This window comes from Streptomyces sp. JLBT605 (assembly GCF_058215555.1).
In genome coordinates this window covers 1,549,807-1,575,964 of the sequence record NZ_CM177087.1, presented here as the reverse complement: position 1 = coordinate 1,575,964, position 26,158 = coordinate 1,549,807, and the positions used below count along the sequence as shown (strand labels likewise).

Sequence of the window (26,158 nt, the reverse complement as noted above, 5' to 3'; positions counted from 1 at the left end):
GTCAGGGCGCCGGAAGCACCATGCTGGAAGAGAAGAAGGAGACGGACCAGTGGCCGACAATGCGCGGGCGAAGAGGCTGGCGGACCTCATCCGTGAGGTGGTCGCCCAGAAGCTGCAGCGCGGCATCAAGGACCCGCGGCTCGGCTCGCACGTGACCATCACCGACACCCGGGTGACCGGTGACCTGCGGGAGGCGACCGTCTTCTACACGGTCTACGGCGACGACGAGGAGCGGGCCAGCGCGGCCGCCGGCCTGGAGAGCGCCAAGGGCATCCTGCGCTCCGAGGTCGGGCGCGCGGCGGGCACCAAGTTCACGCCGACGCTGACCTTCGTGGCCGACGCCCTGCCGGAGAACGCCCGGACCATCGAGGACCTGCTCGACAAGGCGCGGGCCTCCGACGCCAAGGTGCGCGAGGCGTCCTCGGGCGCCGCGTACGCCGGCGAGGCGGACCCGTACCGCAAGCCGGGCGACGACGAGGATGGCGCAGCCGCCGAATGAAGCGCAAGCACACCGGGCCGGACGGTCTTGTCGTCGTCGACAAGCCGTCCGGCTTCACTTCGCATGACGTGGTCGCCAAGATGCGCGGCATCGCACGGACCCGCAGGGTCGGGCACGCGGGCACCCTCGATCCGATGGCGACCGGCGTGCTGGTCATCGGGGTCGAGAAGGCCACCCGGCTGCTCGGGCACCTCGCACTCACGGAGAAGGAGTACGAGGCGACCATCCGGCTCGGCCAGACGACCGTGACCGATGACGCCGAGGGCGAGGTCACCGGTTCGGCCGGCGCGGTCGATGTCCGGATCGAGGCCGTCCAGGAGGGCATCGCCCGGCTCACCGGCGAGATCCAGCAGGTTCCCTCCAAGGTGAGCGCCATCAAGATCGACGGTAAGCGGTCCTACTCCCGGGTCCGCGAGGGCGAGGACTTCGAGATCCCGGCCCGCCCGGTGACCGTCTCCTCCTTCGAGCTGCACGGCAGCCGGGAGGCGGTGGCCGAGGACGGCACCCCGGTCCTCGACCTCGACGTCACCGTCGTCTGCTCCTCGGGCACCTACATCCGGGCGCTGGCCCGCGACCTCGGCGCCGGGCTCGGCACCGGCGGGCACCTGACAGCCCTGCGCCGCACCCGGGTCGGCCCCTACGGGATCGACACCGCCCGGACGCTGGAGGAGCACCAGGAGGCGCTCCAGATCATGCCGATCGCCGAGGCGGCCGCGGCCGCGTTCCCGCGCTGGGACGTCGACGAGGAGCAGGCCCGTCTGCTCAGCAACGGCGTCCGGATCAAGACGCCGGGCTTCGGGGCGGCCGCGGCAGGCGCGGAGGGTGCGGAGGCCGGGTCGACACCATCCGGCGGCCCGATCGCCGTCTTCGGGCCGGACGGCCGGTTCCTGGCACTGATCGAGGAGCACGGAGGCAAGGCCAAGAGCCTGGCCGTCTTCGCGTAACCAGCCTGGCTGTCTTCGCATCACCAGCCTGGCCGTCTTCGCATCACCGCCGCGCCCGGCCGGGCCCGTCTACGGGGCCTGGCCGGGCGCTGTCCGCGCCAGGGCACCACGTTTCGCCAGGTGGGGGCGGGTGCCGCGGATTTCGCCGCGGCGCCGGCCCGCGCGCCCGTCCGGCCATACGTTCACCTCTGCGCCCCTGTTCACGCCACCGGAGCGCGGCTTTCACCCCATCGGGCAGGCGCTCGAGGTGAACCGCGGGAGCGCAGGGGGGCGCGTTCGGCGGGAGCACTGTGCGGCTGATCACCCGCTGCCTACGGTCGGCTCAACGTAAGGCCGGTCAAGGGGTGCGAGGGGGCGCGAGGGTGCGAAACCGTGCGGCGTCACGGAGCGAGGACAGGCGCCAGATGGCGACGGAGCCGGACGACATCGAGCGGGCGCTGGTGCTGATCCGCGACCCGGTCGAGCCGCCTCGCGGCTGCGCTTCCCCTGCCGAGGACCGGTCGGCCACCGGGCTGACAAGGGTGGGGCCGGCCGCGTCCCGCACCTGGGCGGCGATGTCCCCGCCCATTTCCCCGCCACTTTCCCCACCAATTCTCCCGGCAATGGCCCAGGCCACGTCACCGATGGTGTCGCCGGCGGTGGCCCCGGCAGGCGGTCCGTATGGCGCGCCTGCCGGCAGCCCGCCCGGCAGCCGGCTCGGTGGCCCGGAGCGGTGCCCGGACGGCGGCCCTGACGTCGGCCTTGGCGGTGGCCCGAGCAGCGGCCCGCACAGCGGCCTGCGCAGCGATCCGGACAGCGATCCGGACAACGGCCCGGTCGAACGGCCCGCGGTCGGCAAGGAGTTCGACAGGTTCGCCGAGCAGGGCGACGCCGTCGTCTTCGCTCTGGTCGGCCACCCGGGCACCGGCCGTACGACCGAACTGGCCGCGCTCGCCGTCCGCCGGGCGCGCGGCGACGAGCCCGCGCCCACCATCTGGCTGCGCGGTGCGGACCTGCGAGCGGACGACGGGAGCCTCAGGGACGCGGTGGACCGGGCCCTGGCCATGGTCGGACCGGGACCGGGTACCGATCGCGGCCCAGGCGTCGGCGCGGGGCCGGGCGCCGGCCGGGTCACGGGTGCGGCCCGCCCGCTGTTCGTCCTGCTCGACGGCCCCGAGGAGATGCCTCCGCCGCTGGCCCTGCGACTGGCCGCATGGACCTGGAGCACCGCTGCCTGGCTGCGTCAGAGCGGCGCCCGGCTGGTCATCGGCTGCGGCCCGGAGCACTGGGAGCAGGCCGGCGCACTCTTCCCGCCCGGCGCGCTCCACCGGCCCCGGTGGCCGGGCATCGCCCCACCGGGCGCCCCGGCCGGTCCCCTCCCCGACTGCCTGCGCCTGGGTGACCTCTCCCCGCGCCAGGCGGAGCACGCCCGGGCACGGTACGGCCTGCCCTCGGGAGCCGTGGCGGCCCGGGACGCCTACCACCCCCTGGCGCTCCGACTCCTCGCCGAGGTGCGCGCGGCGCTGGTGGGCCCAGGGGAGGGTCCGCTCGGTGCGGCGGCGCTCCTCGGACCCACGGGCGCCAGACCGCCGGGCGTGGTCTGGCCGGATCTGACCGGCGAGGCCGGTCCCTGGCCTGTGCCCGGGACGACTGACGCCGCCGCGGAGCGGACCCCGACAGCCGGGCCGCTGCCGGGAGCCGCCGGGAGTTCTCGCGCGGGGCGCGCCGGATCCCCCGACCGGTGGGAGATCTTCGCCGCCCACCTCGATCTGATGTGTCTGCGGATCGCCGTCCGGCTGGCGGAGGCCGCGAACCCGCCGGTGCGTGGCACCGCCGTGCGGCGGCTCGCGGCGAACGTGGCCGGGCAGGTCCATGAGGCGGCGCGACGCTGCCTCGGACCGGGCCAGGGGGAGCTGGACCGGGAGTCCTTCGAGGAGATCTTTCCCCGGGGCACCGGATGGGCCTCGGCGGTCCTCGCCGAGGGACTCCTGGTGCCCGCCGGCTCCGGATACCGCTTCGCCCATGAGGAGCTCGCCGACTGGCTCCAGGGCCTCCACCTCGACCTGGAGGCGGCGCTGCACGCCCTGGTCTACCGCCGCTGCGCGCCCCCGGGCGTGGACAGCCAGGACGATTCAGTCGCCCCCGGGACCGATGCTCCTGGGACTCATGCCCTCTGGGCCGACGCCGCAGGAACCGACGCCGCAGGAACCGACGCCGCAGGAACCGACGACCGCCCCGCCGATGCCGAGCCGGCGGCGGTAGGACCGGTGCCGCCAGGACCGGTGCGGGCAGGGGCCGCGCAGGCAGGGCTGGTGGAGGCGGAGCCCCGTCCACGCTTCCTGCCCGTGCCGCGCCATCGGATCGGCCCGGTGGTCCAGGCGCTGCTGCTGGTCGGCCGGCGTCAGGGTCCGGGCGGACTCGCGCCCCACCTCGGCGACCTGGCCGGGGTGGTGGACCGGGCCACGCGGCTCTGCCCGGCGGACACCCCGCGGGAGACGGAACAGCGAGCCCACACCGCGTGGTGGGCCGCGCACCTGCTGGCCGAGACCCTGCTCCGGGTGCCCGACGCCGGTCCGTACCTCCCGGTGCTCCGGCGGCTGGCCGATCAGATCACCCAGCGGTCGCTGGCGGGCGGCGGATTCGCCGTCCCCGACCGTCCGGGTGGGTCCCTGCCCGATGAGCCCGGGCTGCTGGGCGAGTTCGGGCCCTGGTTCTGGCTGCGGTTGCCGCTCGGCACCGCCGACCGTCTCGACCTGCTGCGTCGCCTTGTCCCCGCGGACGGTCCACCCCCGCCATCCCCGGAATCGTCCCTGCTCCCGCCGCCACCGCACGGGCCGGAGCACTCCGGGAGCGAGCCGGCCTCCGAATCGCCCGGGAGCGTGCCCCCCGGCGCCGCCGACCGCGCCGACCGCCTGCCCGGCCGTTTCCTGACCGCGGCCGGGGCGCTGCTGAGCGCCGAGCCCCGCGTCGTGCAGCCACTGCTCTGTGCCTGGTTCGCCGATGATCGTCCGCTGCCCGTGGCCGCCCCTGTCAGGGCCCCGCTGCCCCGGCCGACCGTCGCGTCGGCCGCGCAGGCCCTGCTCTACACCCACCGCCGCCGTGCGGTGGACGATCTCGTCGAGGCGCTGGTGGCCACCGACCATCCGCGCGCCGCGGAACTCCTCACCGCGCTCGTCGAGGACGAGCCCGCCGCGCTCTGCCGGGCTGTCGAGCGCTGGGCGTACGACGGACAACCCGACCGTCAGGCCGCCGCCGCCATCTACGGCCCGCTCGCCGCCGAACGGGCCCGTACCGAAGCCGACCGGCTGCTGCTGCGCCGGGCCGCGCTCGCCCTGCTGAACCACCCGGACCACCCCGCCGACCGCTCTACCGAACACTCCACCGACCGCTCCGCGCGCGGGGTGGCGCTCGCCCTGCTGATCCGCGACCCGGTGACACGGCCCCGGTATCTGCCTCAGGCGCTGGAGCGTTTCAGCGCCGGAGATCCGGAGTTGCCGCCCCACGCCCTGGTGGGCGCGGTGTCCACGCACCCCGAGCCGGTGCTCGCGGCGCTGCGGGCCCGGATGTCCGAACCGGGCGGGGCAGCGGGCGAGGTGCTGCGCGCGCTCGCCGAGGTGACCACCCCCGCGCTGGCCCGCCGAGCCGCCACCCTGGTGCGGGAGCTGGTCGAGCGGCGCCCGCAGACGGCCAGGTATGTCGCGGAGTTCGTCGATCGGCGGCTGGAGCAGGGCCGTGCCGCACGGGCCGTCCTCTTCCCGCTCGTCCTGGACATGCTCCGGGAGCACCCCGCCCAGGTGCGGCGGGCGCTGGTCCCGGTGCTGGCCGCCCCGGGCAGCCCGGTGTCCTGGCCGCTCCGGGAGGAGCTGCTGGACGCACTGCTGGAGCGCGAGCAGTACGGCTCCTGCGCCCAGCCGGCGGGAGGCTGCGGCAACGCCGCCGTGCTGGCCGAACTGCTGCGCGCGGCGGCGGAGGGCGCGGCGGAACGCGGCGAGGCACGTACCCGGGACCTGGTGCACCGCACCGGCATGCTGCTGGGCCGCACGCCGGAGGGCGCCGACTGGTTCGAGCGGCGCCTGGTGCAGCTGGCCCGACAGGTGCCCGGCTTCGCCAAGCTGGTCCTCGGCTGGCTGGAAGCGTCGCCGAGGGAGTGGGCGGCGGTCGTGGGAGCGAGCGCGCGGCAGCAGTGCGAACGGCTGGCACACGAGGCACCGCGCGGACCGCTGGACGCGTCTTTGGACGCATCGCCGGCCGCACCGCTGGACACACCGCTCGGAGGACCGCTTGACGAAGCGACGGGAGAACCGGCCGACGGGCCGGACGGCGAGGCTGCCGGCGAACCGTTCGGCGAAAGGTTAGGCGAGCCGTACGGCGAACCGGCTGATGAAGCGGTCGGCGGACGGGCTGACGAGCCCGTCGGCGAAGCGGTCGGCGAAGCGGTCGGCGAAGCGGTCGGCGAGGCGGTCGGCGAAGTGGTCTCCTGGGCCGACGAGCCGTTCCAGGGCCGGCCGAGCGGCAGCTGACCGGCCGGGTGAGACGCTCGTCGCACCGTTACGACACTGGTCGATGCCATGCCCGGGGCCCGGGCATGGCAGTCTTAGACCTGCGAAGTCAACAGACATGAGTTCGGGCGAGGAGCGGGCACAGTGCAGCGCTGGCGTGGCTTGGAGGACATCCCCGAGGACTGGGGACGCAGCGTCGTCACCATCGGCTCCTACGACGGGGTGCACCGTGGGCACCAGCTGATCATCGGCCGGGCCGTGCAGCGGGCCCGCGAGCTCGGCGTGCCGACGGTCGTGGTCACCTTCGACCCGCACCCCAGCGAGGTCGTACGCCCCGGCAGCCATCCGCCGCTGCTGGCCCCGCACCACCGGCGCGCGGAGCTGATGGCCGAGCTGGGCGTGGACGCGGTGCTGGTGCTGCCGTTCACCGCGGAGTTCTCGCGGCTCGCGCCCGCCGATTTCGTGGTGAAGGTGCTGGTCGACAAGTTGCACGCGCGGCTCGTGGTGGAAGGACCCAACTTCCGCTTCGGCCACAAGGCCGCCGGAGATGTCGCCTTCCTCCAGGAGCTGGGCGCCACCTACGACTACGAGGTCGAGGTCATCGACCTGTACGAGCGCGGCGACGCGGGCGGCGGCGAGCCGTTCTCCTCCACCCTGGCCCGCAGGCTGGTCGCGGAAGGCGACGTCGCGGGAGCGATGGAGGTCCTGGGGCGGCCGCACCGCGTGGAGGGCATCGTGGTGCGCGGCGCCCAGCGCGGCCGCGAGTTGGGTTACCCCACCGCCAACGTCGAGACACTGCCGCACACCGCGATCCCCGCCGACGGGGTCTACGCCGGGTGGCTGACCGCGGACGGCGAGGTCATGCCCGCCGCCATCTCGGTCGGTACCAACCCGCAGTTCGACGGCACGGAGCGGACCGTCGAGGCGTACGCGATCGACCGCGTCGGGCTGGAGCTGTACGGGCTCCACGTCCAGGTGGACTTCCTCGCCTACCTGCGCGGACAGGAGAAGTTCGCGTCCATCGAGGCGCTGCTGGACCGCATGGCCATCGATGTGAAGCGGGCCCGCGAGCTGGTCGAGGAGCACACCGCGCGGGCCTGACGGCGGCGCACAACGGGACAAGCGGCGCACCACAGGACAAAGGGGCAGGCCCCGGGCATCGTGCCCGGGGCCTGCCCCTGTCTTGTCTGTGGCGGGCACGGCCGTTCCGCGGTGCGCCTTCGCCGCCGGCCTGCCGCGCCTGTCCACTGAGTGGACAGGTCCCTTACCGGGCCTGCCCGTTACCGGACAGGCTCGCTACCGGGCAGGCCCGCACCCGGACAGGCCGTCCGCCCCGAGGGCCGGAGCGTGGACGGGGCCGGTGGCCGGGCGGGACCGCAGCCCGGGCGGGGCCGGTGGCCGGACGGGGTCGTGGGACCACGCCCGGCTGGGCGTCACTGCTGCGGCGCGGCGGGCGGCTGCGGGAAGCCGTACCCCTCACCCTGGCCGGCGGCCGGGGGCTGAGCCGTCTCGGCCCCAGGCGCGCCCGGCTGCCCGGCCTGCCCCGGCTGCGGCCATGCCTGCCCCGGCTGCGGGGCGTACGGCTGACCCGGGATCGGCATCGGCGCCGGAGCGGGGGCCGCCGCGCCCGGCTGCGGCTGCTGCCAGCCACCCTGCGGCCCGGCTGGCTGCTGCGGCTGCCCGTACCCCTGCGGCTGCTGGCCGGCCGGCCCGGCCTGTCCGGGCTGGAACGGCTGCCCCGGCAGGAATTGCTGCGCCCCGGGCTGCACCGGCTGTGCTCCGGGCTGACCAGGCTGCCCGGGCTGTCCAGGCTGCTGCCCGGGCTGGGCGTACGGGCCCGGCTGGGCGTACGGCCCTGCCTGCCCGGGCTGCTGGCCCGCCGCGCCCGGCTGAGGCTGGCCCGGCTGGGCCTGCCCCGGCAGGAACGCGCCCGGCTGGCCCGGCGCCTGCTCCTGGCCCGGCATCGGCGGCGCCATGTGCGGCGGCTGGCTGCTGCCGTCCGCCGTCCACAGCCCCTGCGCCTGCTGAGCCCGGGTGAAGTCCTCGGCGACCATGGCGGAGAGGTTGAAGTACGCCTCGCGGGTCTTCGGCCGCATCATCTCCAGGTCCACCTCGGCGCCCGCTGCCAGGTGCTCGTCGAACGGCACGACGACCACCCCGCGGCAGCGGGTCTCGAAGTGCGACACGATGTCCTCGACCTTGATCATCTTGCCGGTCTCGCGCACCCCGGAGATGACGGTGATGCTCCGCGAGACCAGATCGGCGTAGCCGTGCGCGGAGAGCCAGTCCAGCGTGGTGCTCGCACTGCTGGCACCGTCCACGGACGGAGTGGAGATGATGATCAGCTGGTCGGCGAGGTCGAGAACCCCGCGCATCGCGCTGTAGAGCAGGCCGGTGCCCGAGTCGGTGAGGATGATCGGGTACTGCTTGCCCAGCACGTCGATGACCCGCCGGTAGTCCTCGTCGTTGAACGTCGTCGACACGGCCGGGTCCACGTCGTTGGCGAGGATCTCCAGCCCGGACGGCGCCTGCGAGGTGAACCGCCGGATGTCCATGTAGCTGTTGAGGTACGGGATCGCGGTCACCAGGTCGCGGATGGTCGCACCCGTCTCGCGCCGCACCCGGCGGCCGAGGGTGCCGGCGTCCGGGTTGGCGTCGATGGCGATGACCTTGTCCTGCCGCTCGCTGGCGAGCGTGGCACCCAGCGCGGTGGTCGTGGTGGTCTTGCCGACACCGCCCTTGAGGCTGATCACCGCGATGCGGTAGCAGGACAGCACCGGAGTGCGGATGAGCTCCAGCTTCCGCTGCCGCTCGGCCTCTTCCTTCTTGCCGCCGATCTTGAACCGCGAACCGGCCGGATTCCCCTGCTTCTTGGGCTTCGGCTTGTTGCGGAGCAGACGGTCCGAGGACAGCTCCACCGCGGCGGTGTAACCCAGCGGGGCGCCCGCGCCGTGCCCCGGCCGCTGCCGCTGCTCCGGCGAGACGGCGGGCCAGCCACCGGCTCGGGGATCGGACGGGCCGGCCGGCTGCGAGGCACCGGCCTGCGGGTCGCTCGCCTGCTGCGGGTATCCGTAACCGCCCGCGGCGGCAAGCCCGGCGGCCGCGGCAGCCGCATCCGGCGCACCCGCGCCGATGGGTCCGGCGGGGCCGGGCTGACCGGTGACCGGGGCACCGTAACCGGCCGGCCCGGGCTGACCGGTGACCGGAGACGCGCCGACCGGCCCCTGCGCCGCACCGGCACCGGGGAACTGCCCGGCGCCTGGGAACTGGCCCGAGCCGGGGGTCTGGTCCGCACCAGGGAACTGGCCGACACCAGGCGTCTGGCCCGCACCAGGTGCCTGGGCGGCATCGGCACCCTGGGCCGCACCCGGGGCCTGGGCGGCGAACGCACCGGGGTGCGCGCCGGCGACCTGACCGCCGCCCTGCCGGCCCTGTTCCGGGCCCGCGGCTGCCGTGCCTGCCTGGGCGTATCCGTAGCCGGGCTGCGCGGCGCCGGCCTGCGGCGCCACCGGACCCTGCTGCTGACCGGGCACCTGCGCCCCGGCGGCGGGCTGCGGAAAGCCGTAGCCGCCCTGCGGGAAACCGTAACCGCCCTGTGGGAAACCGTAACCGCCCTGCGGAACGGCTGCGTTCGGGAAGGCCGGGTTCGGGACCCCCGGAGCGGGCGCCGGAGCGGGCGCCGAAGCGGACGGTGTCGCGGGCCCGGAGCCGGGCGTGCCCTGGTCCGGCACCGGCCCGTCCGCCCCTGCCTGCGGGAAGCCCTGGCCACCGGCTACCGGACCAGGCTGCGCGGGACCGCTCTGCTGAGCCGGGACGAACGCGGCAGGCTGCTGCCCACCGACTCCCGGCTGCGGGAAGCCGTACCCGCTCGGCGCGCCGGCGCCCTGCGGAGCCGGCGCACCATGGCCCGCGAAGCCCGGCCCGGCGGCGTCCGACGCGGGCGAGACCTGACCAGGAACCGCCCCCACGCCCGGAGCGGCGTCGGCCGGCTCCGATCGCGGATATCCGTAGCCACCCGCGGCAGCGGAACCGTCCTGCGCCACGGGCGCGTTCAGGCCACCGCCGGCACCCGGGACGCCGTCTGCGGGGACCGGGTAGCCATAGCCACCGGCCGCGCCGGGAACGGCGGAGGCCGATCCGGGGAGCGGCTGAGCGCCCGCACCGGGGCCGTAGGACGGTACGGCGTCGCTGGGCTCCGGCTGCGGGAAGCCATAACCGCCGGGCGCGCCGGCGGTGTTCGAGGCCGCGGCCGGAACCGGACCCTGGCCGGCGAAGGGCGCATGACCCGGCCCCGTGGCCGGTGCTGCCTGGCCCTGCGTACCGGCCGGAGCCGGCCAGGAGGCGGCCGGCTGCCCGAAGGACGCAGCCGGGGCGACACCGAAACCGGCACCTCCGGCCGCCTGGCCCACGGCTCCGCCCTGCGGCTCGGCCGACGCCGCCGCACCGTCGACCGGCGACGGCCACGGGCTGTCCGACGTCGGGGTCACCGAGCCGCCGACCACACCGGAGGTGGCGGACGGGCTGGCGGAAGAGGTGAGGTCGCCATGGGTGCTCTGAGGCGTCGTGCTCTGCGGCGCGGCGGGCTCGAAGTCCGGCGGCAGCGGCGGCAGCCCACCCTGCGGGACGGGCGGCGGAGTCCAGGCGGCGGCCGGCTTCTCACGGGAGGCGTACAGCGGCGGGGGAGTGTCCTCCGGCTCGGCCGCCGCCGAGGAGGCGTCAGCCCCGGTGGACGGGACGGCGCCCGTGGGGGACGCAGGACGGTCTGCGGCGACCTTGCGACGCAGCGCGGCGCTGGAGAACTGCATCGTGCCGGCGCTGCCCAGCGTTCCGTCCGCAGCCGCGGCCGGAGCCGCGCCCCCGGCAGAACCGGAATCCGGCCCGGCGGCCCCCGCACCGGTGTCCGTACCCGAGGTGTGCTCCGCTTCCGCGGCCGCGCGCTCCTGGATCTCGCGGCGCAGGGCGGCGGTCGAGAAGCGCATCGTGGCACTGCTGCCGACATTCCCGCCGTCGCTGTCGCCGTCGCCCCCGGCATCATCGGCAGGCGCGCCGAAGGAGAAGGAATCCGCGCTCAGCGGCTCCGGCTCGGCCTCCGTGTCGTCCTCAGGCGCGTCCTCGTCATCCTGGTCATCCTCGGAGACCGGCTCACCGCCGGCGGCGTCCTCCGCAGTCCCCTCCTCGGAGGCCGCGGCGCCGTCATCGGACGCCGCATCGCGCTCATCGGCGGCGCTGTCGCCGGAATCGCCATCGACGTCCTGCCCGGCTTCCTCCGCGGAAGCGGAAGCGGAATCCGACTCCGCGTCATCGGCGGCGTCCGATACGCCGGAATCCTCACGAGAATCCAGCCCGGTGCCCCAGTCGTCGTCTCCGGCGGCCTCGCCCGACATCGCAGACTCCGCGCTCGGGTTTGGTTCCGTCTCCGGTTCCATCTCCGATGCGGCGTCCGGCGCGTCGGCATCGCTTGCGTCCGTCGCATCGGCGGCATCGGTGACATCGGCGACATCCGTGCCCACTCCGACAACCGGCGGAACAGGCAGCGACGTCGCGGACCAGGCACCCGCGTCACCGGACCCGGCAGGCTCATCGCCGAGCGAATCATCCCCGTACGACCCGGTATCCGCGGGCGACGCGGCGGGCAGTTCGAAGTCCTTCCCCGCCTCTTCGTCCGTCGAGGTCCCAGCCTGCGGAGCGGCGGCCGGAGGCGCCCAATCCGTCGTGAAGCCGCCCGAATCCGTCGCGCTGGGGCCCACCAGCGGGCTTCCCGTCGGCGGCGGCGGAATCAGCCCCGTGGGCCCGCCCATGGCCGACTGCGCTGCCGGGCCGGTGGCGGCCCCCGGGCCGCCGGCGGCGCCCGTGGCACCCTCCGACGACGCGGCAGACGGCGACGCGGCAGGCGACGACGCGGCCGACGACGACGCGGCGTCCTGCGTGTACCAGGACGGCGTGCTGTAGTCGATGGTGAACTCGCCCGTGTGCTCGGGATCCGCGTCGGACCGATCATCGCCGGGTGTGGTTCCGCCCGTGCGGATCTCGTCCCGATCGCTGCTCACAATGCCTCCTGGTGTGGTCGAGCACCTTGTATTTCTTGGCGAGGCCGATCGTTGCCGTCGTGCGTCCGACCGCTCGGCTTTCCCCTTGTGTGACGCCGGGACCCCGCGAACAGGTTCTCCACCGTGCACAACAAGACTAATCACCGACGGCGGCGCGACGGCAGGCCCGCCCCCGCCCTGTCCCACGACCGGTACCCACACCCATCTCGCCCATACAGTGCGAGCAGGGAACTCTGACCAAGGGACGGGTCAATACCCGTCAACCCGCGTCAATCCACCCGACGCGGCGCGCCCAGCAGTCCGGATTCGGCGTCGGTCGCCTGCAATGTCACGTACTGGCGCCAGCCCCGGGTGCACCACAGGGTGACCCAGTCGGGCAGCGTGGGCAGCGCTTCGACATCCGCCCGCGGCAGCGCCATGATGCGACCTATCTCCTCGGCCTCGTCAGGAGACACCCGCTGCACGCCGACCAGTCCGGCGTGCTCCAGGAACCGCGGTGCCACCGGACTCAGATAGGGCAGCAGCGTCAGTACCGCCTGCCAGGGCGCGGCCGTCACGCGTCCACGAGGCGGACGCATCCCGCAGTCCCGGACGACGAGGACGGGCCCGCGCACCGAGGCGCCCTGCGGCGCGACCCGGCCCACCTCGTGCGTCACCATGCACGGATGGCCGCCGCCCGCCGCCTGCACCAGATGCGCCCATGCCTGAGCCCGCCCGGTCTCCACCGCGACACGGGTGCCGGTGCCGGCCGTCCGCAGCGCGAGCACCTGCGCCGTCCACAGTCCGCCCACCAGGACCACATCGAAGGGCGCGGGCCGGTTCAGCCCGAGCAGCACCGGTTCGCCACCCTGGTCGACGCCGGCGACCACGCCGTCATCGCCGACCGGGAGAGCGAGGCCGGACAACTGGTCCACGCTGATGCTGTGCCGGTCCCGGCGCGGCCCGAGCAGCCCGAACCCGAACCGGGAAGAGCGACCCGTGGCGCGCGATCGAGCCGACCGCGGATCCCCCGCGTCACCAGCGGACCCCGGCGCCCCCGGTGAACCGTGTGCCCCCGGTGAACCCTGTGCCCCCAGTGAACCTGGTGCCCCCACCGCACCCGGCGCCGCCGGGGCGTACCCACCTGGCATCGTCTGCGGCAGCGAACCCCGCTGCGTCGGTACGGACATCAGCGCGTCCCTCCCAGCGGAAGCGTGGCCAGCACGCCCGGCACCTGCTCACGATCCAGCCGCACCAGCCCGGCCCTGGCGCCCCTCGCCACCTGCTCCAACTCCCGTCGCGCCGCGACCAGCTCGTCGTCACTTCGGGTGGTGACCCGCAGGTGCCCGCTGACCACGGCCTCCTGCCTGCCCCCTCGGCTCAGCGTCAGACTGAAAGTGGTGGCCAGCGCGCGCACCGACGTCAGCTGCGTCACCAGCCGCGCCAGTGTCGCCGCCCCGGACGCCCCCGCGCCCAACTGCGGCCAGCGGCCCAGCCAGTACGTCGTGTGGCGCCGGTCGTCGCAGCGCCAGGTGCGGGCCGACTCCACCGTGCGCCGTGCGGCGCCACCGGCGCGCCCGGCCGCCCCGGACTGGGCCGCGGCCGCTATCGGGTCGGCGCAGGCAGCGGCCGCGACCGCCGCGACCAGCCCGTCCTCACTCAGCACCGTCGCCCGGAAGCCCGCGCCCGCAAGGCGGCTCGCCAACTGGTCGGCCACCCGCAGCAGGCAGCGCTGAGCCCCCTCGAGCCCGCCGCCCCGCGCCTCCACCGCTTCCGCGCACAGCTCCGGATCCAACTTGAGGGCGATCCAGGTCAGCCGGATCGCCGGAGCACCCGTCTGCGCCTGCAGCGGGCCGTAGTTGCGGGTGGCCACCGCCTGCGCGGGAAGGTGCGCGGCCGGGGCCGGCTGCGTCTGCTGGACGATCTGCGCCGACTCCAGCCGTATCCCGTCGACCTCCAGAGCGTCGTGCACCAGCCCCAGCGGAAGGGCCCGTTCGCCGCCGCGCGGCCGCAGCGCCGGGTCACGGGGGTCGACCTGGATCACAGCGGTGAGAAAGGTCCCGTCACCGATCAGGCCGACAGGCCGCCGCTCCCGGTCGGTGAAGCCGTACGTCCGCAGGGCGGGCTCGCACTCGACGACCGGCACCAGCCCCGCATCGGTGTCCGGCGGCACGACCAGCCCGGCCGCCCGCCGCTTCCGTCGTCGCAGGGCGAACGCGGTGGTCAGCCACTCGGGCAGCGACCGCCGGTGCCGCCGCACCAGCGCGAGCGCCACCAGCGCCGCCGCGACCACGGACGCGGGTACCAGCAGGAGCGTGTCGGCCACCCACGCCACCAGCACCACCGCGGCGGCCGCCTCCAGCAGCACGAGCTGCTGGAGCGGGAAAGCCCCGGAACGGCCCGGACGGGACGCGACCCGCATCACCGCGGCGGCGGCCGGCGCAGGAGCGGCGGCAGCGGCAGGAGCCACGGAGGCAGGCCCCGCAGGCCCGCCCGACGCCTCCGGCGCCCCGGACGCGGCGAAACCGCCCGGAGCCGGAGCCGCCGGCGGCGCGGCCGTACCCGAGCCCCTGACCATCCCCCATACCCCCTCGAATTCCGAACTCCACCACCGGCCGCCGCGCTTGACGACGCCCGGCACACACCGCGAACTCGCGCCCGGAGTCCGGCGCATGACGCTGCGAACCCCACGCGGAACGCGCGGTGACCGACCCGCACGCAACGTGTCGATCCGTACACGGCATAGTAGGGGGCCGGTCTGACAAAACGACGGCCCGGGGGAGTAGCAGACACCGATGGCATCACGGCGGGATGAGCTCAACGCGTACACCTACGCAAAGAAACGACTGGTCGCCGCCTTCCTCCAGCCCTCGCCCACCGGCACGGAGGAAGGCGCTCCGCGCCCGCTGCGCGCGATCCTCCCCGGAGTCATCATCGGAGCGCTGATCCTGGCGGGCTTCGGCGCCTGGGGCATGTTCCGGCCCAAGGCCCCCAAGGGCTGGGACGAGCCCAAGGCCAACATCATCATCGGCAGTGAGTCCACCACCCGCTATGTGGTCCTGGAGACCAAGGGGAAGGCGCAACTCCACCCGGTCCTCAACCTCGCCTCCGCCAAGCTGGTGCTCGACCCCGGCAAGGCCAAGGTCATCAAGGTCGACGAGAAGGTGCTGGACAACGGCGACCTCCCGCACGGCCCCACCATCGGCATCCCGTACGCCCCCGACCGCCTCCCCAGCGCCGAGGAAGCCGGCAAGGCCAAGCGGTGGGCCGTCTGCGAACAGCCGGGCGGCAAGGGCAGGAACGTACAGACGGCGACGTTCGTCTTCGCCGAGCGCGAGGCGGAGGAGCGCACCGACGGCAGCGAGCGGCTGCACGGCGGCCAGGTGCTCTACGTGGAGGAACCCGACAGCGGAGCCCGCTACCTTGTCGATGCCAAGGGCACCAAATACCTGGTCGGCGGTGCGCAGTGGCGTGAACACTCGCCAGCGAGCACGGCCGACGACAACGACCTTCTGTTGAAGGCCGTGGTGGGGGAGAACCGGAAGCCGCAGCGTGTCACCAAGGAGTGGCTCGGCACCCTGCACGACGGCACCCCCATCACTTTCCCCGAAGTACCAGGCATCGGCTCCCGGGCGGGCGTCGAGGGCCTCACCGCGGGGAAGGACAAGGTCGGCATGGTGCTCCTGGCAGAGACCGGCTCCGGCCCCCAGCACTACGTCGTGCTGCCCGGCCGGATCGCCCCGGTCACTGACTTCACCGCCCGGCTGCTGCTCGGTTCGAAGGCGGCGGTCCCGCTCGGGCAGACGGGGCACCCCAGCGGAGTGGCGCCCGGAATCCGCTCCACCGGAACGGTCTTCTACGGAGACCGCACCTGGCCGCGCCAGCGCACCGACCAGGTCAACTTCACGGGTAGCGGCCGCGCCCGGGACACGGTGTGCAGCGTGCTGCGAGACGTCAGCGGCAACAACACACCCCGGCTGAGCACCTGGGCTGGCAGGGACTTTCCCGCGACCATCGTCGAGGGCGGCAGCAGCACGTATGTCACCCCGGGCACCGGCCTGCTGTATCGAGAGATCAGCGGCAACCAGTCCCGATCCGGTTCGCACTTCCTTGTGACCGACACCGGTCTGCGATACGCCGTGCAGAACAACACCGACGGCAGTACCGGTAAGTCGAAGATCGACACCGGAACGAAGGACGGACCGAACGCCACCGCCCAGCCCGGCGACCAGACCACCAGTGACCAGCAACAGGCGGGTGAGGCTCGCATCCGCCTCGGCTACAAGGATGTCGAGCCGGTGCGCGTGCCCAAGGAATGGTCACAGTTCCTGTCCAGAGGTCCGCGGCTGGATCGCAACAGCGCCCTGCAGCCACAGGCTTCGTAGCACGGCCGGGAAGAGTGACGATGACAATGCCACGCATAAAGCAGGCAGCGGCAGTCACCGTGGCCGCCTTGCTCGCAGCAGTCTCCGGAGCCTCTGCCCCCTCCTTTACCTCCGAGGCCGCCGCCCATACCACCCTGTCCGGCGTGGGCGAATGCACCTATCCCATGAAGGAGCAGTACAAGCCGCGTCCCTGGGCACTGCAGCGCGTCGCCCTCGACGAGCTGTGGCGGGAGACCAAGGGAGAGGGCATCCGCGTCGCCGTCATCGACACCGGAGTGGACGACCGCAATCCGCAGCTGCGTGGCGCCGTCGACAAGGCCAGTGGCCTGGACCTGATCGGCAAGGGCAAGGACAAGGACCCGACCCATGACGAGGTGGGCCACGGCACCAAAGCCGCTGGCCTGATCGCTGCCCGGCCCTACAAGGGCACCGGCGTCGTGGGCCTTGCGCCCAAGGCGACGATCATCCCCATCCGGCAGAACGACGACAAGAGTAAGGGCGACACCAACACCATGGCGCAGGCTATCCGCCACGCCATCGCCCAAAAGGCGAGAGTCATCAACATCTCGCAGGACACCGTGAAGCCCCTCTCCGATGACTCCAAGCTCGCTCAAGCGATCCGGGAGGCGCATGAGGCGGGCATCGTTATCGTCGCCTCAGCCGGGAACGACGGCGCGGACGGCAAGCTCAGGAAGACCTACCCCGCGTCGTTCCCCGGTGTGCTCGCGGTCGCGGCCTCGGACCGCAACAACGAACGCGCGCCCTTCTCGCAGAGCGGCCACTTCGTCGATGTCGCGGCGCCCGGCGTCGACATGGTCTCCACCGTGCCCGGCTTCGGCCAGTGCGCGGACAACGGAACCAGCTTCTCCGCCCCGTACGTCGCCGGCGTCGCCGCCCTCCTGCGAGCCAGGTACCCCAATTGGAGCGCGGACGAGGTCATCGCGCAGATCGAGCAGACCGCGGATCGTGTCGTCAACGGCCGTGATCCGTATGTCGGCTGGGGGGTCGTCGACCCCGTCCGAGCCCTGAAGGAGAACGACGGCCGCCCGATCAAGGAGGTGACCCTCGACCCCGGCCCCGGTGAGGACGTCGCCCTGCCCGAGCCCGCCGCCCTGACCTTCGGCGAAACGCCACAGGAGCGCAGAGAGCGGCTTGCCACCTACACGGTGGGCGCCGCCGCCCTCCTGGTCGCCGTCATCGCGGGCGTCTCCATCGTGGCCCGCGACTGGCGCCGCCGACGTCGTCCATGAACTGCGGCGTCGTCAGATGGCCCACGCAACTTTCTGCCGCCTATGTCCGAGAATCGCCAAATCGGCTGAGCGGTCAACGTAGTTGGGTCGTCACCCTGGGAGGTCTAGAGTGGCTTGTGAAGTCATCTACACCGCCGGGGGAGAGCGGAGTAGCGGTCGTGGATACGACGAGATCCATACGGGGTAGGCGGCCCGTTCCCAGCGGTTGCAGGCGAGGACGCGCGAGTTCTCCCTGACCGACGCCGACTTGGCGCTCTCGTCCGCTCTCTGAGGGCGGCGATCCCATAAGTGACAAGGAATGAGGAACGATGAGTCTGAAGCTCACCAGTGAGCAGATGCTGAAGCTGGAGCAGCAGATCGACGGTGTGATCTCCAGCATGAACGGTCAGGTCAACGACCTCGAGAGCGTGATCGAGATGCTAGCCGCCCATTGGCAGGGGCAGGGTGGGGGCCAGTTCCGTACCGCGCAGCGGGACATCAACAACTACCAGCGGAATCTGAGCAACCTGATGGGTCAGGTGCGCGAAGCCGTCGAGATGACGCGGAAGAGCGGTGGCGCGAACGACGAAGGGGTGGCCGCGGCCATGAAGGGCGTGGACGTGAACGGCAACGCGTCCGGAAGCGGGATGGTTTCTGCTGGGTCCTATGGCGAGACCGGCGGGGAGTTCAAGCAGTACTCCAAGCTGAGCGATCTCTGATCCTCTTGTCACGGACGGAGTACAGCCATCATCACCTCTTTTGAAAGGAATTGTCGATGAGTGCCGACAACTTGGGCGAGATTGCCGTTCAGTATGGCTCCCTGACGAACGCAGCGGAGAGCATCAGGAATTCCGCCAAGCGCCTCCGCGGCGACATCGAGACGCTGCAGGGCGAGGTGGCCCGTGTGGCAGAGGCGTGGGAGGGTGAAGCGCACACGCGTTACGCCCAGGTGCACGCGAACTGGGACCGTCAGGCCGACGGCCTGTACAACACGCTGATCAAAATCGCCGGCCTGGTCGAGCAGGCGAGCAGCGACTACCAGACCACGGACAAGAAGGCCGCCACGTACTTCGACATCTGAGCCCGCCGGCGCGGCTCGAGCGCTGGGACAACGAGGTGGGGTCCGCCGCTTGTGCGGCTGGACCCCACCTTTGCTGCGTCAGGAGAAGGAGATCTTGTTGTCGCAGCGCATGTTCTCGAGGAGTCCCTTGGTGGCCGCTGTCATGACCCTCTGCCGGGTCTCCTGAGTCAGGCCCAGGTTGTCGGTCAGCGTGCCCGTCAGCGCCAGCGGCTTCTTCAGTTTGGCCTTCCGCGCGAGATCAGGGCGTTGGCAGTCGACCATCAATTGGGTACGCGGGGAAGACCATACGGTGGATTTTCCGGCCCGTCTGGAGCTTTCGGGGAAGACGGCAGGCCCCCATGCAAAATGGATCTCAAGAAGCCGCTTCTTCCCTGTTTTGTCATTGAACCCGCACGGAACGGCGTCGCCTTCCTTCATGTCCATCGCCGAGTCAAGATATCTTCCACCGCCGGCGAAGAACAGGAGGTCGTCGCGGATGACGTCCACCTGACTGATTCCATGCCGCTGACGGAACTCTGTCGCTGGGCCCTTGTCGAAAATGCCTTCGCAGGCATCTGTCAGCGACTTCAATTTGACTACACGCTGTGTTTCTTCAGAGGCTTTGTCGTGCTCGCCCTGGCATGCCGTCAGGAGAAGTGATGCACATGCCAGTGAGGCCATGAAGACGGCACGAGACCTACGAGTGATTGACATGGTCAGCCCGGATTCCGGCTCTGGATGGCTTGAACGCCGCTTCGGTAAGAGAATTCGAGTTTACGCTTTGTGCTCTCGTACCATGGATCACCTGAAAACTCAGGATGCAGGCGATCGTAAATATCAAGCGGATTGGCGGCTCGAATTTCGGACGTAGAATTGAAGTCTGCTCGGGTTTTCACCGACTTCGCATCAATCTCGTCTTCCATTTCCTTGATCTTCTTTTCGACATCCTCGTCGATCGAGAGACCGGTGAATGTCTCGACGATTCCCGCGGTGGTTTCCATCAGGGTCGGCACAGCGAAGGCCACTGCCGCGCCTGTTTGCGGACCTGCGAAGGGTGTCGATGCCGCGCCAGCCGTGACCGCAAGGGTTTGACTGATGGCTGCCTTGTTCCACTCCCCGTCCTCCTCAATGTTCCTCCCTTCTTCTTCCTTCTTGTCGTTGATGCCTTCCTGGATAGTGTGAGCATATGCTTCGTTGAGTGCGCCCTGGACTCCGGCTCCGGTTTGGATTATCTCCGACAGTTGGCTGTTCGGCTCGCCATGGGCCACAAGTGCACTAGTGGTGTACTGGTGTTGTGCGGCCGAGAGGACTTTGTAGCCGTCCTCGGTGGAACCGGCCTCTCGCAGGAACCCAAGAGTCAGTTCATTCGAAAGGTCGATGTGGCCCGAGCCCTCATGATGGAAGGCCCTTGCGCGGAGTGGTTTGTTGTATTCGGTTTCACCGAAATTGAGGCCGTAATCTAGGTCATCGATGTAGCCTGCGCCGATTTTCGCGACGCTTTTATTCAGTGTCGACTTGTCATCCAGGATGCGGCCAGTGTTTTCGGGATCGCCGACTATTGAAATCACTTGACTTGCCACATTGGCGCTGGCTCCGTCGCGGTGCAGGCCCATTTCAGGGTGTCCGTACGGATGCCCGAGAGACGCAGCCTCAAGGGCATGGCCAAGCTTGTCGCGTCCGTTTTCGTCGGGCCAGTCGCGATCCTTCAACAAGTAGGTAAGATCGGCATTTGGTTCCGCTGAAACACCTGAACTCTGGAATCCGTCCTGGTGGAACACCGCCTGTGCCGCCTCTGGGTTGTTCCCCAGGGCCTGCATGTACCCGCCCATGGGGTCCACTCCCTGGTCGGCGTCCTTGTCGAAGTCGAGATACGGCTTCTCCCAGTCCGATTCCCAGAAGTCCTTCAGGTTGCGCTTGTGCTTCCGGTCGAACTCGAGCAGGCCGTCTGCGCGCCCGTCCTTGCTATCGGGATCCTTGATCCCCTTCCCGTAATCGACCAGGAAGTCCTTGTCATACTCGCCGTACTTGAGGAGCGAACTCATGAGATGGAAGCCGTACGGCTTTCCGAATGAGCCCTCCTTCGAAACGCGCTCCGGCCCGAGCTCGACAATGTCTCGCTTCCATTGAATCATCGCATCCGAGTCGGAATGCGAGGCAGTCGCAAGTGTGAACCCCAGGGACTTCTGAAGCCTTTTCAGGTACCGTACTCGTTCTTCATTTCCGGGTGTCGTATCGTCCGTGACCGCTTCCCAGAATTCCAGTGTCCCTCTGGCTTTCAGCTTGGTGGCGAACTTCTCTGCGAAGAAGGGATCCCCTTCGTGTCGGGCCAGGAGCGCGTTCGCCTCCTTGATCTGCTCAGGGGATAGACGGTCTCCCGACTGTGCCAGTTCGGTCACCGTAGCGAGATCCTTGAGGGCATCCTCCTTGCCCCACACTCCTTGCTGGATGCTGAGGTAGGCATTCTCAGTGAAGCCCCTGTCGCGGCCGTTGACATCCTGTGACAGGATCCAGGCGAGGGCTTCGTCGGCCGTCGTGGCGTCCCCCACCGCCGTCCGGATGGACTTGTTGTAGCTCTGTACAGCCTCCACGTATTGCTTGGCGTGAGCCGCCTTCTCTTCGCCGGTGTATTCGTCCGCATCGCTCTTGTTCAGGCTGTAGCTGACGTTGCCCTCCTTGTCGATCAGGAGGTTCTTGTCGTCTTCGGCGAGCTTCTTGTATTTCTTGACAGTGTCCCGTGCGCTTTTGAACTTGGCGTAGGCGTCGCTGAGCAGCAAGTGGATGTCTTCCGCTTCGCAGGCCCATTGCTCAATCTGCTGTGAGACGCTGTTCGCCTTCTTCTGTGCGGCCTCTCCTGAGTGCCCCTGCCAGTCGGCATTTTTCAGCGGTGTCTCGACCTGGTCCTTGAAGTTCGTGCCCACCTGCCTGATCTTGCCAGGCAGGATCTTCCATTTCTGGACGGCTTCGTTGAGAGGGGTGAGGTTGGCTTTGAGGATGTCGTTATAGGTGACCACAGAACCTCAATTCGTCGCTGGACAGCAGGCGTGTCGTGTGCGGGACCGTAAACGTGCGACCTGCTAGTCGCTGTCCTTCTTTCCCTTCTTGTCCCCTTGTTTCACGTTCTCGCCTTCCCTCTTGGCCCTCTCCCCGGTCTGCTTGTCCGTCGTTTCGAAGAGTGTGGCCGTCGACCTGAGTGCGGGGGCGAGCTTCTGGTCCAGAAGCCCTCCGAGGTACCGCATCTGATCCCGCCAGCGCTCCTGGAAGTCATCGAAAGCGGACGCCGAGTCGAAGCCTTTGAGACCGGCCTTGATCTCGCCGGTCTCTTTCATCGCCTCGTTGTCCAGATCCCGGACGGTCTTGGCGATGCCCTCCGCCTTCTGCGCCTTGGCCCGAAGCGTCGAACCGGACACCTTCAAGTTCTTGGCGCCGGCTCTGCCTCCGGCCTCGTTGAGCCGCATACTCGTGACGGACTGCTTCGCCTCAGCCTTGAGCGAGGCCCACTCCTGATCGAACGACACCGTTCCTCCTATTGCTCGGGCAACCAGCCGATCTGAACCAGCGGAGCCCCTCGGCGGCGGGAGACGAAGACGCCTCGTCCCGGCGGCATCGGCCGTGGGCGCACCCGGCCGAGGATGTCTCCCTCGCCGGGGTCTCCGGAGAGGATGATGCCCTGGGCGCCGAGCTCCTTGATGCGTTGCATGAACGGCTCATACAGAGCCCGGGAGGCGCCCGCGGAGCTGCGGGCGATGATGAAGCGGACGCCGATGTCGCGGGCGAAGGGCAGGTTCTCCGTGAGCAGCGCGAGCGGATTGCCGTTCGAGGTGGCCACCAGCTCGTAGTCGTCGACCATGATGAAGATCTTGGGGCCGGCCCACCAGCTGCGTTCGCGCAGTTGCTGCGGGGTGACATCCGGCGAGGGGGCCCGCCGGTTCATCAGCCCCTGGAGCGCCGACATGTGCACCTCGAGGGAGTTGGCCATCGGCGCGTACTCCAGCAGATGGGACTCCGGGACCGCCTCCAGCAGGGACCTTCGGTAGTCGCCGACGACGATCTTGGCCTCGTCCGGGGTGTACCGCTCGGAGATCTGCTTGGCGAGCATCCGCAGCAGCGCCGTCTTGCCCGATTCGCTTTCGCCGAAGACGAGGAAGAACGGATCGGACTCGAAGTCGACGAACACCGGCTCCAGATTGGTCTCGTCGATGCCGATCGCGACGCCGTGCTGCGGGAACTCGAAGCCCTTGGGCAACTGGTCCGCGCGGAGCTTGCGCGGCAAGAGGCGGACGCGCGGGGCGTGCGGGCCGGACCAGTGGGCGGCCGCGGCCTGGACCATGGCGGCGGTGGCGTCGGCGAGGGAGTCAGCGGCGCCCGAGACGCCGTCGGTGCGCGGCAGGGCCGTCATGAAGTGCAGCTTCTCCGGGACCTGGCCGCGGCCGGGGACGCCGGCCGGGATGTTGGCGGCGACCTTGCGGTCGAACTCGGAGTCCAGCGGATCGCCCAGGCGGAGCTCCAGGCGGCCCAGCAGCTGGTCCTTGAGCGCGGCGCGCACCTCCATGTAGCGGGAGGCGGTGAGGATGACGTGGACGCCGTACCCCAGACCCCGGGCGGCGATGTCGGCGACGACCGGCTCGAGCATGTCGTAGTCCTGTTTGAAGGAGCCCCAACCGTCGATGACCAGGAAGACATCGCCCCAGGGCTGGTCCGGGAGTTGGCCGGACGCCCGCTGCCGGCGGTAGGTGGCGATGGAGTCGATGCCGTTGGCGCGGAAGTACTCCTCGCGGCGGCCCAGGACGCCGGCGACCTCCGCGACGGTACGGCGCACCCGCTCCGGATCGAGACGGGAGGCGACGCCACCCACATGCGGCAGGTCCGCGATCGCGCTCATTCCGCCGCCACCGAAGTCCAGCCCGTAGAACTGCACTTCGTGCGGTGTGTGGGTGAGCGCGAAGGACGAGATCAGGGTGCGCAGCAGGGTGGACTTGCCGGCCTGCGGGCCGCCCACGATCAGCATGTGCCCGGCCGCGCCGGAGAAGTCCCGGTAGAGGATCTCGCGGCGCTGCTCGAAGGGCTTGTCGATGAGGCCGAGCGGCACCACCAGGCCGCCGGGGCGGGCGTAGTCCGCCGAGTTCAGGCCGCGCTCGGCGCTGGTGGTCAGCGGCGGGAGCAGCTGGTCCAGCGGGGGAGCCTCGTCCAGCGGCGGCAGCCACACCTGGTGGGCGGGGTGGCCCTGGCCCTCCAGGCGCCGGACGACCACGTCGAGGACGGTGTCGGCGAGGGGGTCCTCACCGCGCCGGGCCGCGGCCGTCAGCGCCGCCGGATCAGGCACCGCGTAGGTCACCGGGACCGGGGCGGCGGTGAAGACCACCGGGCGGCGCTCGATCGGCAGCGGCCCGCCCTCCGGGGCCGAGGTGTTGGTGCGGTAGGGCCCGGAGACGTACGCCGCCTTGAAACGGGTCATCTCGTCGGTGCCGAACTTCAGATACCCGGAGCCGGGGACGGGCGGCAGGTGGTACGCGTCGGGGACACCGAGCGCGGTTCGGGACTCGGCGGCCGAGAAGGTGCGCAGACCGATGCGGTACGACAGGTAGGTGTCCAGCCCGCGCAGCCGGCCCTCCTCCAGGCGCTGCGACGCCAGCAGCAGGTGCACACCCAGCGAACGGCCGATGCGGCCGATCTGGATGAACATGTCGATGAAGTCCGGCTTCGCGGTCAGCAGCTCGCTGAACTCGTCGATGACCAGGACGAGGGAGGGCAGCGGCTCCAGCGGGGCCCCGGCGGCCCGCGCCTTCTCGTAGTCGTGGATGTTGGCGTAGTTGCCCGCGGAGCGCAGCAGTTCCTGCCGGCGCTGAAGCTCGCCGCGGATGGAGTCACCCATGCGGTCGACCAGCGTCAGGTCGTCCGCGAGGTTGGTGATGACCGCGGAGACGTGGGGCAGCTGGGCCATGCCGGTGAAGGTCGCGCCACCCTTGAAGTCCGCCAGCACGAAGTTCAGCGTCTCGGAGGTGTGGGTGACCGCCAGGCCCAGCACCAGGGTGCGCAGCAGCTCCGACTTGCCGGAGCCGGTCGCGCCCACGCACAGACCGTGCGGCCCCATGCCGTCCTGTGCCGCCTCCTTGAGGTCGAGCATCACCGGCTGGCCGTCCTCGCCGACCCCGATCGGCACGCGCAGGCGCTCCGACTGGGACCGGGGACGCCAGGTGCGCGCGACGTCGACCGAGCCGGCGTCACCCAGGCCCAGCAGCTCGGTGAAGTCCAGGTTGGCCAGCAGCGGTTCGTCGTCGTCCCCACCGCCGACGCGCAGCGGTGCCAGCTGCCGGGCCAGCGCCTCGGCGGCCTCCGGGGACAGCGTGTCCGGCCGGCCCTCGTAGACGATGCCGTCGGCGGCGCGGAGCAGCAACTGCCCGGGGTACGCCTCGATGGACAGGCCACCGCGCGGCTCGTCGAGCTCGCCCGAGACCACCTCGATGATGGTGACGCCCTGCAGGCCCTCGGCGGCCGCGAACACCGAGTCCGGCGGCACGATGCCACCGTCCAGCACGACCACCACGTGCGGCTGGTCGAGCACCGGCTGGCCGTCACGGCTGAACCGCGGCCGCTCGTCCAGCCGGCCGTCCAGCAGCTGCTCCAACTCGCCGAGGTCGTCACCGAAGAGCCGCCTGCTGCCGGCCCCGTCCGCGGTGCCGGGCAGCTGGGTGTGCGGCAGCCACTTCGTCCAGTCCCACCGCGCGTCCGCGCCGCGGGCGGCCACCACCGCCACCATCAGGTCTTCCGGGGAGTGCAGCGTCACCAGCTGGGCGATGAGCGAACGCGCGGCGCCCTGAGCCGTCGCCGGGTCGCCCGAGACCGTCAGGTGGTAGAAGCGGCGCAGCGCCACCGCCATCGGCAGTCCGTCCAGCGCGCCGTGCACCGCCAGGAACTGCTGCATCGCCCCCGCCGTCAGCGGCTCCAGCTCATCCACCGGGGCGGTGTCCGGGGCGACCAGCGGGGTCGACAGCTGCTGGGCGCCCAGACCGACCCGAGCCTGGGCGAAGTCCTCGTCGCCGACCCGCCGCTCCCACACCCGGCCGCCTTCCGCGACCAGCGCCCACAGCTGCTCGGGGGCCGGGTGCAGATACAACTGCGCGTCGCGCTGCGCCCGCGCGGTGCGGCGGATCACCCGGCGGGTCTGCGCCAGGTACTTCAGATAGTCCCGGCGCACGTCCGCCATCTGCCCCTGCGTGCCCCGCCGGTACCGCACCATCTGAGCGATCATCATGCCGACGGTGGACACCAGCATCAGGGCGCCCATCACGCGCATGAACGGCACCGGGCTGATGAAGAAGAAGACGACCGACGAGCCCATGCCCAGCATCGGCAGGACCTGCATCAGCACGCCCTCCTGCTGCCCGCGCGGCAGCTCGGGAGGCGCTTCCAGCCGCACTTCCTCCGTGGGCACATCGGGCGGAAGCGCCCTCGGCGGACGCTTGACGACGATATGGCTCACCGGACGACCAATCCCCCTATCGATGGCGGAACTTCAGGCCACCACCCCCTTACGGCGGGG

General features: G+C 71.1%; 16 protein-coding genes and 1 pseudogene. 9 read left to right on the top strand and 8 right to left on the bottom strand.

Features of this window, described 5'->3' with window-relative positions; translation table 11 throughout:
* Nucleotides 1–49: 49 nt before the first annotated feature.
* The 4 genes from rbfA (at nucleotide 50) to AC4BDD_RS07105 (ending at nucleotide 7,022) form a co-directional block, all read left to right on the top strand.
* Entirely contained in the window at nucleotides 50–499 is a 450-nt protein-coding gene (gene rbfA, locus AC4BDD_RS07120; RefSeq protein WP_490690118.1) for a 30S ribosome-binding factor RbfA, read from the top strand.
* Nucleotides 496–1,443: a tRNA pseudouridine(55) synthase TruB gene (gene truB, locus AC4BDD_RS07115; protein WP_490690117.1), complete on the top strand. Its 948-nt coding sequence runs from the start codon at nucleotides 496–498 to the stop codon at nucleotides 1,441–1,443. Before rbfA ends, truB begins: the two co-directional genes overlap by 4 nt.
* Before the next feature lie 404 nt (nucleotides 1,444–1,847).
* The gene (locus AC4BDD_RS07110) at nucleotides 1,848–5,942 is read left to right on the top strand and encodes a serine protease (RefSeq protein WP_490690116.1); all 4,095 of its coding nucleotides are present in this window, start codon (nucleotides 1,848–1,850) and stop codon (nucleotides 5,940–5,942) included.
* Between the two features lie 123 nt (nucleotides 5,943–6,065).
* Nucleotides 6,066–7,022, top strand: coding sequence for a bifunctional riboflavin kinase/FAD synthetase (locus AC4BDD_RS07105; protein WP_490690115.1), 957 nt, complete (start codon nucleotides 6,066–6,068; stop codon nucleotides 7,020–7,022).
* Between the two features lie 332 nt (nucleotides 7,023–7,354).
* On the opposite strand, the gene AC4BDD_RS07100 is transcribed toward AC4BDD_RS07105, so the two are convergent.
* Nucleotides 7,355–11,305 (bottom strand): nucleotide-binding protein, encoded by a 3,951-nt coding sequence (locus AC4BDD_RS07100; RefSeq protein WP_490691696.1) that lies wholly within the window; start codon nucleotides 11,303–11,305, stop codon nucleotides 7,355–7,357.
* A 328-nt stretch (nucleotides 11,306–11,633) separates the two neighbouring features.
* Here AC4BDD_RS07100 and AC4BDD_RS07095 point away from each other — a divergent pair, with 328 nt between their 5' ends.
* On the top strand, nucleotides 11,634–11,870 hold the full coding sequence (locus AC4BDD_RS07095) for a hypothetical protein (RefSeq protein ID WP_490692014.1): 237 nt from the start codon (nucleotides 11,634–11,636) through the stop codon (nucleotides 11,868–11,870).
* 23 nt (nucleotides 11,871–11,893) lie between these two features.
* On the opposite strand, the pseudogene AC4BDD_RS07090 reads toward AC4BDD_RS07095, so the two are convergent.
* The 3 genes and pseudogenes from AC4BDD_RS07090 to eccE all read right to left on the bottom strand — a co-directional run.
* Nucleotides 11,894–11,968 (bottom strand): annotated as a pseudogene (locus AC4BDD_RS07090) (SCO5717 family growth-regulating ATPase); the annotation flags it as partial.
* Between the two features lie 269 nt (nucleotides 11,969–12,237).
* Nucleotides 12,238–13,098 (bottom strand): hypothetical protein, encoded by an 861-nt coding sequence (locus AC4BDD_RS07085; protein ID WP_490691695.1) that lies wholly within the window; start codon nucleotides 13,096–13,098, stop codon nucleotides 12,238–12,240.
* Between the two features lie 38 nt (nucleotides 13,099–13,136).
* Entirely contained in the window at nucleotides 13,137–14,369 is a 1,233-nt protein-coding gene (eccE, locus tag AC4BDD_RS07080; RefSeq protein ID WP_490691694.1) for a type VII secretion protein EccE, read from the bottom strand.
* A 373-nt stretch (nucleotides 14,370–14,742) separates the two neighbouring features.
* Between eccE and eccB the strand changes: the two genes are divergently transcribed.
* The 4 genes from eccB to AC4BDD_RS07060 all read left to right on the top strand — a co-directional run bounded on the left by eccB (nucleotide 14,743) and on the right by AC4BDD_RS07060 (nucleotide 18,642).
* The gene (gene eccB / locus AC4BDD_RS07075; protein ID WP_490690114.1) at nucleotides 14,743–16,332 is read left to right on the top strand and encodes a type VII secretion protein EccB; all 1,590 of its coding nucleotides are present in this window, start codon (nucleotides 14,743–14,745) and stop codon (nucleotides 16,330–16,332) included.
* Nucleotides 16,333–16,352: 20 nt separating this feature from the next.
* Complete coding sequence (gene mycP, locus AC4BDD_RS07070) at nucleotides 16,353–17,582, top strand: type VII secretion-associated serine protease mycosin (RefSeq protein WP_490690113.1); 1,230 nt, start codon at nucleotides 16,353–16,355, stop codon at nucleotides 17,580–17,582.
* 308 nt (nucleotides 17,583–17,890) lie between these two features.
* The gene (locus AC4BDD_RS07065) at nucleotides 17,891–18,280 is read left to right on the top strand and encodes a WXG100 family type VII secretion target (RefSeq protein ID WP_490690112.1); all 390 of its coding nucleotides are present in this window, start codon (nucleotides 17,891–17,893) and stop codon (nucleotides 18,278–18,280) included.
* Between the two features lie 56 nt (nucleotides 18,281–18,336).
* A complete protein-coding gene (locus AC4BDD_RS07060) occupies nucleotides 18,337–18,642 on the top strand; it encodes a WXG100 family type VII secretion target (protein ID WP_490690111.1) in 306 nt (101 codons plus the stop codon).
* Between the two features lie 78 nt (nucleotides 18,643–18,720).
* On the opposite strand, the gene AC4BDD_RS07055 is transcribed toward AC4BDD_RS07060, so the two are convergent.
* From AC4BDD_RS07055 to eccCa, 4 genes are all read right to left on the bottom strand, one after another.
* Nucleotides 18,721–19,302 (bottom strand): hypothetical protein, encoded by a 582-nt coding sequence (locus tag AC4BDD_RS07055; protein ID WP_490690110.1) that lies wholly within the window; start codon nucleotides 19,300–19,302, stop codon nucleotides 18,721–18,723.
* A 35-nt stretch (nucleotides 19,303–19,337) separates the two neighbouring features.
* Nucleotides 19,338–21,632, bottom strand: coding sequence for a DUF6571 family protein (locus tag AC4BDD_RS07050; RefSeq protein ID WP_490690109.1), 2,295 nt, complete (start codon nucleotides 21,630–21,632; stop codon nucleotides 19,338–19,340).
* A gap of 63 nt (nucleotides 21,633–21,695) precedes the next feature.
* Nucleotides 21,696–22,136, bottom strand: a complete 441-nt coding sequence (locus AC4BDD_RS07045) for a WXG100 family type VII secretion target (protein WP_490690108.1) — start codon at nucleotides 22,134–22,136, stop codon at nucleotides 21,696–21,698.
* An 8-nt stretch (nucleotides 22,137–22,144) separates the two neighbouring features.
* On the bottom strand, nucleotides 22,145–26,098 hold the full coding sequence (gene eccCa, locus AC4BDD_RS07040; RefSeq protein WP_490690107.1) for a type VII secretion protein EccCa: 3,954 nt from the start codon (nucleotides 26,096–26,098) through the stop codon (nucleotides 22,145–22,147).
* Between the last annotated feature and the right edge of the window lie 60 nt (nucleotides 26,099–26,158).

Excerpts from the sequence above, each read along its gene's own strand:
- truB (WP_490690117.1), top strand. The coding sequence starts at position 496 with ATGAAGCGCAAGCACACCGGGCCGGACGGTCTTGTCGTCGTCGACAAG.
- AC4BDD_RS07110 (WP_490690116.1), top strand. The coding sequence starts at position 1,848 with ATGGCGACGGAGCCGGACGACATCGAGCGGGCGCTGGTGCTGATCCGC.
- AC4BDD_RS07100 (WP_490691696.1), bottom strand. The coding sequence starts at position 11,305 with ATGTCGGGCGAGGCCGCCGGAGACGACGACTGGGGCACCGGGCTGGAT.
- AC4BDD_RS07085 (WP_490691695.1), bottom strand. The coding sequence starts at position 13,098 with ATGCCAGGTGGGTACGCCCCGGCGGCGCCGGGTGCGGTGGGGGCACCA.
- eccE (WP_490691694.1), bottom strand. The coding sequence starts at position 14,369 with ATGCGGGTCGCGTCCCGTCCGGGCCGTTCCGGGGCTTTCCCGCTCCAG.
- eccB (WP_490690114.1), top strand. The coding sequence starts at position 14,743 with ATGGCATCACGGCGGGATGAGCTCAACGCGTACACCTACGCAAAGAAA.
- mycP (WP_490690113.1), top strand. The coding sequence starts at position 16,353 with ATGACAATGCCACGCATAAAGCAGGCAGCGGCAGTCACCGTGGCCGCC.
- AC4BDD_RS07065 (WP_490690112.1), top strand. The coding sequence starts at position 17,891 with ATGAGTCTGAAGCTCACCAGTGAGCAGATGCTGAAGCTGGAGCAGCAG.
- AC4BDD_RS07060 (WP_490690111.1), top strand. The coding sequence starts at position 18,337 with ATGAGTGCCGACAACTTGGGCGAGATTGCCGTTCAGTATGGCTCCCTG.
- AC4BDD_RS07055 (WP_490690110.1), bottom strand. The coding sequence starts at position 19,302 with ATGGCCTCACTGGCATGTGCATCACTTCTCCTGACGGCATGCCAGGGC.